General features: G+C 40.9%; 7 protein-coding genes, 1 rRNA gene and 1 riboswitch. All 8 genes read left to right on the plus strand.

Annotation, left to right across the window (positions count from 1 at the left end; all coding sequences use genetic code 11):
• Positions 1–36 precede the first annotated feature (36 nt).
• Positions 37–152, plus strand: a 5S ribosomal RNA gene (rrf, locus tag ORD22_RS05520).
• A 197-nt stretch (positions 153–349) separates the two neighbouring features.
• Positions 350–877 (plus strand): DUF2179 domain-containing protein, encoded by a 528-nt coding sequence (locus tag ORD22_RS05525; RefSeq protein WP_317644932.1) that lies wholly within the window; start codon positions 350–352, stop codon positions 875–877.
• On the plus strand, positions 874–1059 hold the full coding sequence (locus ORD22_RS05530; RefSeq protein ID WP_317644933.1) for an NETI motif-containing protein: 186 nt from the start codon (positions 874–876) through the stop codon (positions 1057–1059). Before ORD22_RS05525 ends, ORD22_RS05530 begins: the two co-directional genes overlap by 4 nt.
• Before the next feature lie 128 nt (positions 1060–1187).
• Positions 1188–1288: riboswitch (purine riboswitch) on the plus strand.
• Positions 1289–1433: 145 nt separating this feature from the next.
• Complete coding sequence (purE, locus tag ORD22_RS05535; protein WP_317644934.1) at positions 1434–1922, plus strand: 5-(carboxyamino)imidazole ribonucleotide mutase; 489 nt, start codon at positions 1434–1436, stop codon at positions 1920–1922.
• Positions 1919–3040: a 5-(carboxyamino)imidazole ribonucleotide synthase gene (gene purK, locus ORD22_RS05540; RefSeq protein WP_317644935.1), complete on the plus strand. Its 1122-nt coding sequence runs from the start codon at positions 1919–1921 to the stop codon at positions 3038–3040. Before purE ends, purK begins: the two co-directional genes overlap by 4 nt.
• A 57-nt stretch (positions 3041–3097) precedes the next feature.
• A complete protein-coding gene (gene purS / locus ORD22_RS05545) occupies positions 3098–3352 on the plus strand; it encodes a phosphoribosylformylglycinamidine synthase subunit PurS (RefSeq protein ID WP_099689371.1) in 255 nt (84 codons plus the stop codon).
• Positions 3349–4032 (plus strand): phosphoribosylformylglycinamidine synthase subunit PurQ, encoded by a 684-nt coding sequence (gene purQ, locus ORD22_RS05550; protein WP_317644937.1) that lies wholly within the window; start codon positions 3349–3351, stop codon positions 4030–4032. Before purS ends, purQ begins: the two co-directional genes overlap by 4 nt.
• On the plus strand, positions 4022–4506 hold a 485-nt coding region (locus tag ORD22_RS05555; RefSeq protein ID WP_317645043.1), incomplete at its 3' end, for an AIR synthase related protein. The genes purQ and ORD22_RS05555, both read left to right, overlap by 11 nt.

Below are 4506 nucleotides of genomic sequence, written 5' to 3' on the forward strand. Positions count from 1 at the left end.
GTCTTTTATTCAGTTTTGAGTGAACAACTCAAATAGTCTAGTAACGATAGCGAAGAGGTCACACCCGTTCCCATACCGAACACGGAAGTTAAGCTCTTCAGCGCCGATGGTAGTTGGGGGTTTCCCCCTGTGAGAGTAGGACGTTGCTGGGCACGAAGCCATTCCTTTTGGGGAGTGGCTTTTTTGCGGTTTCAAATAATTATGAAGGTAACAAATGTGGGTGTTTCGACCATAAAGAGAATTTATCCAATAATAATATGTCATAAATAACCTATAAACAAAAGACTTTCCTTGAGTTTTTATGTTAGGCACGATACGATGAAATCTATTGTAGAAAGGAGCGGTTTTCATGGGAATGATATTACTTATATTCGCGATCAACATCGTCTATGTATCCTTTTCTACTGTACGTATGATATTAACGTTGAAGGGTTATAGATATATAGCTGCTGTAGTTAGTATGATCGAAATAGTAATCTACGTTATTGGATTAGGTTTGGTATTGGATAACTTGGATCAAATTCAAAACTTGATAGCTTATGCATTAGGTTATGGATCAGGTGTAGTAGTTGGCTCGAAAATTGAAGAGAGACTAGCATTAGGTTATATCACGGTAAACGTAATTACAGCGGATATTAATAAAGAAATGCCTGCTGAGTTACGACGTCTAGGTTATGGGGTAACGGACTGGTCTGCTAATGGTTTAAGTGGTAGCCGTTCTACTATGCAAATCTTGACACCGCGTAAATACGAATTACTACTGTACAAGACAATAACAGAACTTGACCCGAAAGCTTTTATTATTTCGTATGAACCGAAATCAATACATGGCGGCTTCTGGGTGAAGAGCGTGAAAAGAGGAAAGTTGTTTAAATGAGTAAAAATAAAATGTGGTTTGATCGACAAGATGATGAAACGTTGGAACAATGCCTTGACCGTATACAGAGCTTGGGGTATACGGTTGTTGGGAGAAGGGAAAAGCCTTTATTTAAACAAGAGGGTGAAAAATATATTCCAATTAAACAACAAACACAGTTTCAAGGTATCAAAAACAGCTAATAACTTAATTGTCAATAGTAATCTATCGTGTTTTTGACAATTTGACAACTTAAAGGCGAATGATTCGAAAAGAAATATAAGACAATGTTCGGACTTAAGTTGACGGATTATGTATTAATTGATACTATAATAAGGGTAAATGAGTTCCCCGTATATGCTGTAGGATTGGCTGCAGCGTTTCTACCAAGACACCGTAAATGTCTACACTATGTGGGAAAGCAATTTTTCTTGGATAACTACAATTAAGTAGATATGTACTTGTTTGGTAAAGGGTCCTTGAAAGTTCTGCTTTTTGTGCATGTGAAAAGTGGAGTTTTCAAGGACCTTTTTAAATTTTTATACTATTAAAGCTTGGCATAAGGAGCGGATTTAATTTGGAACCGAAGATTGGTGTCATTATGGGCAGTAAGAGCGACTGGGAAACGATGAAGCATGCTTGTGACATATTGGATGAACTAGGTGTCCCTTATGAGAAAAAAGTAGTTTCAGCTCACCGTACACCAGATTTCATGTTTGAATATGCTGAGCAGGCACAGGCTAAAGGATTGCACGCGATTATTGCTGGTGCAGGCGGAGCTGCCCACCTCCCAGGAATGGTTGCGGCAAAAACGCTAGTTCCTGTTATTGGTGTTCCTGTACAATCCAAAGCGTTAAATGGAATGGACTCCTTGTTGTCGATCGTTCAAATGCCTGGTGGTGTACCTGTAGCGACTGTATCCATCGGTAAAGCGGGTGCTACAAATGCAGGTCTGTTAGCTGCACAAATACTGGGCGTGCAAGATGAGGCTTTGCGTAGCAGACTACAGCAAAGACGTGATGAGATGAAGCAAATCGCGTTAGAAAGCAGTGGTGAGCTAAATTGAAGACAATCCTACCCGGACAGACAATCGGTATTATCGGTGGTGGACAGCTAGGGCGGATGATGGGTCTTGCGGCGAAAGAAGCTGGATTCCGGATTGCGGTGTTAGACCCAACGACTGATTCGCCATGTGGGCAAATAGCGGATATTGAAATTGTCGCTCCTTATAATGATGAACAAGCATTAACTGAATTAAGTAAAGTCAGTGATGTAATCACATTTGAATTTGAGAATATAGATTATGATGGTTTGAAGCGTTTAACAGAGCAAGCATACGTTCCTCAAGGAGCGGAGTTGGTACGCATTACACAAAACCGTATCAATGAAAAAGCAGAAATTCAAAAATCAGGCGCACCGGTTGCACCCTACATAGCAGCTGATACGTTCGAAGAATTAGTACAGGAAATTGATCAAGTTGGTTTTCCTTGTATTGTTAAGACGGCTTTTGGTGGCTACGATGGGAAAGGACAAGTCAAACTTGAGTCAAGAGAACAGTTAGAAGATGCTAAAGAATTGTTTGCACATTCTTCATGTATCGCTGAAGCATTTGTACCGTTCGAAAAAGAGATTTCAGTTATTATTCAACGCAATCCAGCTGGGCAATCATACTGCCTACCGATTGCTGAAAATATACACAAGCATCACATATTACACGAATCTATTGTACCGGCACGTGTTGATCAAAGCGTATTAGACCAGGCAGAAAGTGCGGCGGAGAAAATTGCTAGTCATCTGGAATTGGTTGGAACATTGGCAGTTGAAATGTTCGTTCTAGCGGATGGTGAAATTGTTATCAATGAACTGGCACCGCGTCCACATAACTCTGGACACTATTCAATTGAAGCGTGTAACATTTCACAATTCCATCAGCATATCCGTGCTGTTTGCGGATGGCCTTTGCGTGAACCGAAATTATGGGAACCATCTATTATGGTGAACGTACTGGGTGAACATGTCGAGCCACTGACACAGCGGATCGCAGACTATCCAGAATGGTCCGTACATCTATACGGTAAGGCAGAGGCTAAAGAAAAACGCAAAATGGGTCACGTCACAATCATGACGGAAAGCCTGGAAGACACTTTGCAGGAAATTGAACAATCTGGTATTTGGGAAGACTAATACAATCTGTACCCGATTTCAAAAAAACTATTATTTCCACTTTGGGAGGAACCGACAATGACGAAAGTAACTATTTATGTAACACTACGTGAAAGTGTTGTAGATCCACAAGGAATCGCAACAACAGAAGCACTTCAGAAAATGGGCTACGAGGAAGTAAAAAGTGTACGTGTTGGTAAATTGATTGAGCTAGAAATGGATGGTTCTGAACAAACAATCGAAACGCGAGTCAATGAAATGTGTAATGATTTATTAATCAATAAAGTAATTGAAGACTATCGATTTGAAGTTGGGGAGGTTGCGAGCAAATGAAGTTCGCCGTTCTAGTATTCCCAGGTCTTACTTGTGATCTTGATATGTTCCACGCAATTGAGGATACAGTGAAACAAGAAGTTGAATACGTTTGGCATACAGAAGCGGATCAACTCGAGCAATTCGACGCAGTATTATTACCTACTGGTACTTCATATGGTAACTATTTACGTCCAGGTGCACTAGCTAAAAGTTCGCCTGCATTCAAGCAACTTCAGAAATTTGCAGACTCCGGTAAGCTAGTTCTTGGAGTAGGTAACGGGTTCCATATTTTGGTGGAAGCTGGTATTCTCCCAGGTGCATTTTTACGCAATAATGGTTTGAAGTTCCGTTCGGCAGTAGAAACAGTAACAGTAGAAAATAATAACACGGCTTTTACAAATGGCTACGCACAAGGTCAGAATATTGCACTTCCAGTCGCTAGTGAATTCGGCAACTACTATGCGGATGAAAAGACGGCGCAAGAATTGAAAAATAACAATCAAATTATTTTCACATATACGAATGAAAATATAGATGGCAGCACGTTAGCTATTGCAGGGATTACGAACAAAAAAGGCAATGTGCTAGGTATGATGCCACTTCCTGAGCGTGCAGTAGAAGAAGTTATCGGTGGTACAGATGGAACGCCTTTATTCCATTCAATTTTGAACAATTGGGGTGAACAGCATGTCAACTAATCACGAACCTACAGCGGAACAAATCAAAGAAAACAAATTGTATCTTCAAATGGGCATGACGGACTGGGAGTATGAACGTGCAGTAGAAAAATTGGGTCGTATTCCGAATTATACGGAAACAGGTCTATTTTCTGCTATGTGGTCAGAGCATTGTTCATATAAGAGCTCTAAATCTGTTTTGCGCAAGTTTCCGACTGAAGGAGCACGCGTATTGCAAGGACCAGGAGAAGGTGCTGGGATTGTAGATATCGGTGATAATCAGGCAGCTGTGTTCAAAATGGAATCTCACAACTCTCCATCTGCAATCGAACCATTCATTGGTGCGGCAACAGGTGCAGGTGGAATTATCCGTGATGTCTTTTCAATGGGCGCACGTCCGATTGCTTTAGTTAACTCTCTTCGCTTTGGTGATTTGACAGATCCACGCGATAAGTTTTTGTTTGAAGAAGCAGTTGCAGGGATCGCAAGTTATGG

Source organism: Sporosarcina sp. GW1-11, assembly GCF_033088395.1.
Classification (GTDB): Bacteria; Bacillota; Bacilli; order Bacillales_A; family Planococcaceae; genus Sporosarcina.